The sequence below is a fragment of the Deltaproteobacteria bacterium genome (genome assembly GCA_016213065.1).
Lineage (GTDB): Bacteria > UBA10199 > UBA10199 > SPLOWO2-01-44-7 > SPLOWO2-01-44-7 > JACRBV01.
In genome coordinates, this window is record JACRBV010000010.1 from 1 (window position 1) to 3,742 (window position 3,742).

4 protein-coding genes are annotated in these 3,742 nt (G+C 46.1%); 2 read left to right on the top strand and 2 right to left on the bottom strand.

The features are described 5' to 3' along the window. Together HY877_00525 and HY877_00530 are read left to right on the top strand one after the other, a co-directional pair. A partial coding sequence (locus HY877_00525; GenBank protein ID MBI5298774.1) for an AAA family ATPase occupies window positions 1-737 on the top strand: 737 nt, incomplete at its 5' end. A gap of 12 nt (window positions 738-749) precedes the next feature. Then, entirely contained in the window at window positions 750-2,402 is a 1,653-nt protein-coding gene (locus HY877_00530; protein ID MBI5298775.1) for a Na/Pi cotransporter family protein, read from the top strand. 201 nt (window positions 2,403-2,603) lie between these two features. Here HY877_00530 and HY877_00535 read toward each other — a convergent pair whose 3' ends face one another. Together HY877_00535 and HY877_00540 are read right to left on the bottom strand one after the other, a co-directional pair. Then, complete coding sequence (locus HY877_00535; protein MBI5298776.1) at window positions 2,604-3,314, bottom strand: outer membrane lipoprotein carrier protein LolA; 711 nt, start codon at window positions 3,312-3,314, stop codon at window positions 2,604-2,606. Window positions 3,315-3,327: 13 nt separating this feature from the next. Beyond that, on the bottom strand, window positions 3,328-3,742 hold a 415-nt coding region (locus tag HY877_00540), incomplete at its 5' end, for a hypothetical protein (GenBank protein MBI5298777.1).

Consider the following 3,742-nt stretch of genomic DNA (forward strand, 5'->3'; position numbering starts at 1 on the left):
AAATCGAGATTTCCCATTATGTTCCACAAACGGCTTTGACAGAAGAGTGGAACATGGAAGAAGAAGGTTGCATTATCAATGATCTTCGGGACCGGCTGGAAAAGCTGGGTAGTGTGCATGTAGGAGCGATTGAAGAATATGACGAACTCAAAAATCGTCATGAATTTTTGTCGAAACAGCAGGAAGACCTTGTGCAATCTCTTGAAGCTTTGAAACGGGCCATTCAAAAAATTAACCGTGTCAGTCGTGAACGGTTCTTAAAAACTTTTGAATCCATAAACGAAAAATTTCAGGAGATCTTTCCCCGTTTATTCAAGGGAGGAAGAGCCAAACTGATTTTGATGGATGAAGAAAATTTGATGGAAGCCGGTGTTGAGATTGTGGCGCAACCTCCCGGAAAAAAATTGCAATCCATTACTCTCTTGTCCGGTGGTGAAAAGGCTTTGACCGCAGTGGCCCTTATTTTTTCCATCTTCCTGATCAAACCTTCTCCGTTCTGTCTGCTGGATGAAGTGGATGCTCCTCTGGATGATGCCAATATCACGCGCTTTAATGATATGGTCCGTGAAATGACCTCTCAATCCCAATTCATTGTCATCACCCACAATAAACGCACCATGGAAAAAGCCGATTGCCTCTATGGCATCACCATGGAAGAGGCGGGTGTTTCCAAGGTTGTTTCGGTTCGTCTCAATGAGGAGACCGCAAGCAAACAACCCGAAGCTCAGGTGGCTTAACAAAAACTCAATATGACTGAATTCAGTGGAATTCTATTTTTAGGGGGACTTTCGTTTTTCTTTTTTGGTCTCTCCAGCGCGCGCAATGCCTTGCAGTTGTTGGCAGGGGATCGCTTGCGCTCCTTCATTACCCGTTTAACCAATAACCGGATTGTGGCTGTGGGGCTTGGGACACTGATCACCGTGAGTTTGCAAAGTTCCACCGCCACCATTTTAATGCTGATTAGTTTGGCCGCAACCGGTTTGCTAACTTTGCCCCAAGCCTTTGGCGTTATTTTGGGAGCGGATATCGGGACCACCGTTGTTGTCATTTTATTATCAATCAAAGAAGTCGCCGATTATGCTTTGCTGTTGGTTGTGTTTGGTTTTGGATTGGAATCCATTGCGCGTGGTTCAAAACAGATGCGTTACACGGGGCGCATTTTGTTTAGTTTCGGAATGTTATTTTATGGAATGCATTTGATTACCCAAACGGCCAACCCTCTTGCTGTTGACCCAAATGCCCAATTTATTTTTACCTTGTTGAGTACGCATCCCATCGCGATGCTTATTTTGTCGATTCTTTTTACCGCTTTGGTCCAAACTTCTGCCGCAACCATTGGTATGGTCATTGCGTTGGCTCTTGCAGGGGCTGTCACGCTACCGTCCGCAATTCCCGTTGTACTGGGCGCCAATATCGGAACCTGCTGTAGTCCCATTTTGGCTTCACTGACCAGCAACACAAATGGACGAAGAGTCGCGATGGCCCATTTGTTTGTAAAAATTGTGGGAGTTGCTTTGGCGATGCCCTTCATTCCCCACATCGCGGTGTGGATCGAAAAAATTTCACTTTGGGTTACCCATTGGGTTCCTTTTATTCACCCGGATGTCGCCGGACAAATTGCGATTGTTCACCTGCTTTTTAATGTTGCACTCGCGTGTTTCTTTTTGCCTTTTGTTCCGTTTGGGGTTTGGGTTGTTTCAAGATTTTTGGTGGAGGGAAAAAGAGAAGAACAATTTGGGCCGAAATATCTGGAGGAAACCGCTTTGGAAACACCCCCACTTGCTTTTGCGCAGGCCAAACGAGAAATTTTGCGGATTGCGAACATGACCTACGATTTGTATCATGACTGCCTGAAAATGTTTGATGTGGGTTTTGATTCGGATCGTGTTTTGAGAGAAATTGAAGAGAGAGACGACAAAATTGATTTGCTGGATCGTGAGGTTCGATTCTATCTTGCCAAGATTGCCCGCGAAAGTTTGACCGATCTGCAAGCAACCCAGCAGATGAACCTGCTTTCCATTACGTCCGATTTGGAGGGTGTTGGAGATGTGATTTCAAAAGAACTGTCAAGATTGGCAGAAAAAAAACTGTCAACAAAACGCAGTTTTTCTCAGGAAGGTTGGATTGATATTCAAAAACTTCATCAAATGGGATTGGAAAATTTCAGTCTTGTGATTTCTGTTTTTGCCTCTCCCGATGAAGAACTACTTCGCAAAGTGGTCCGGCAGGGAGAACATTTCAACGCAATGGAACAGCAACTGCGCCAGGCGCATATTCAGCGCCTTCACGCGGGAAGCCCCGAAGCTTTCGAAACCAGCTCCATCCACCTCGATGTTTTGGGAAATCTAAGACGCATCAACGACCACTTAGTCCATTTAGCCCAACTAGCCCTAGTCACATAAAAAAGCAGTCAGCCATCAGCTATCAGCGATCAGCTTTCAATCATGAAACAGATAAGACATGCTCAAATAATGATGTCGTCGCGCATCGAGTGAGCAGAGCGAACGTGAGGGGGAGGCTCCAACGGCTTTGCCGTTGGAGGGGGCGACGCAAGCCCCTACAATAGAAATCAAAAGTTGGTTACTGATAGTCAACCGTTCTTTTTAAAGCGTGAATAATTTGGCGGGGAATTTTATTCCGGGTTTTATGTTGAAGAAACGGTATTGGGATGTGTTGCCTGAGTGACTGTGGATGGTGAGGTCGGTGAGGTAATTATTTTTTTCAAAGAGGCAATCGAGGGAACTGTAGGTTGATTTTTTTTTCGGTTTTAAAATCAATTTTTCTTTTTTCTCTGTGACATTAAAATAAGTGGTCAGGTTTCCCAACTCCGTCAAAAATTTGAGTGCTTCTTCGGGAAGTCCAGAATCTTTTAGAAGATAGCTTTGTTTTTCTTTGGATTGCGGATCGAACACCCACAATGTTTTCCCGTCGCTGATGTAATGAGTCATTCTATTGGTACTCCGCAAACTCTTCGAGTTTGCTTCGCGACCCGGCAAAGCCGGGTCTTGACCGCCGCCGGCATATTCAATGCGCAACTTCCCGCCTTTTTGATAAAAAAGACGGCCCGGTCTTGTGATTGTTTTTTCCAAAAGAGGGACATAAGTACTTTGTGTGAATTCCGCCTGAAGGGTGTTTGTGTTTTGATAGGTTTCTTCTATTTTAGGGGCAAGCAAAGCCCCCTCCACCGGCAAAGCCGGCGGAGCCTCCCCCTCTCGCTCGCTTTGCTCGCTTACTTTAGAAACTTGTGAGGCATCGGCCATGAGCGGGGAAATAAGCAGGACCATGGACCATAGACCATAGACTATGGACTTCATTATCTTCTCGTTTTTAGTCCATTGTCCGTGGTCCATGGTCCATAGTCCCTGTAGTAAAAACTTCACGCGGCTTGGCGCCGTCGGCGGGACCTACCACGCCTTCGGCTTCCATTTTTTCAATCATGCGTGCGGCGCGATTGTAACCAATTCTTAAACGCCGCTGAATCATTGAAATAGAGGCTTGGTGGGTTTCGGCAACAAGACGGACAGCCTGATCATAGAGAAGCGTATCTTCTTCATCAAACGCATCGGGTTCTTTTGCATCATCCGCGGGGACTTCTAACACGCTGGTGTCATAAGTGGGTGTGCCCTGATTTTTCAGATGTGAAACAATGCGGGCGATTTCTGCTTCCGTGACGTAAGCGCCGTGAATGCGCATCAGAGTTGAAGCGGCGGGTGGTATGAAAAGCATGTCGCCGGAGCCCAGC